The following is a 254-nucleotide window of genomic DNA, read 5'->3' as shown; positions in this document are numbered from 1 at the left end:
CGGATCCCCTCACGAAATGCCCGCCGCTCAGCGGTCAGGCCCCCACCCTCTGGATACCTCACCTCATCGGCATACCGCGGGGATCATGAACCGTCACTACCCGACGACAATCCGAAAACCTCAGTAGCTAGTAGGGCTTGGTCATGTTGGTGCGGGGTCTGGCATGTCGCGGTGACAGGTGGGGCAGGCGCCGGTCCAGGTCGCGAGGAGTATCTGCAGCTCGCGGACGACTCGGTAGAGGCTCAGGCCGACGC

General features: G+C 64.2%; 1 pseudogene. It reads right to left on the bottom strand.

Features of this window, described 5'->3' with window-relative positions:
- Positions 1–62: pseudogene (locus tag RM812_RS43520) on the bottom strand (helix-turn-helix domain-containing protein); the annotation flags it as partial.
- Between the last annotated feature and the right edge of the window lie 192 nt (positions 63–254).

The sequence above is a fragment of the Streptomyces lancefieldiae genome (assembly GCF_031845825.1).
GTDB classification, from domain to species: domain Bacteria; phylum Actinomycetota; class Actinomycetes; order Streptomycetales; family Streptomycetaceae; genus Streptomyces; species Streptomyces lancefieldiae.
Note: the sequence above shows the minus strand (reverse complement) of the source record. Positions and strands in the feature narration are given on the sequence as shown.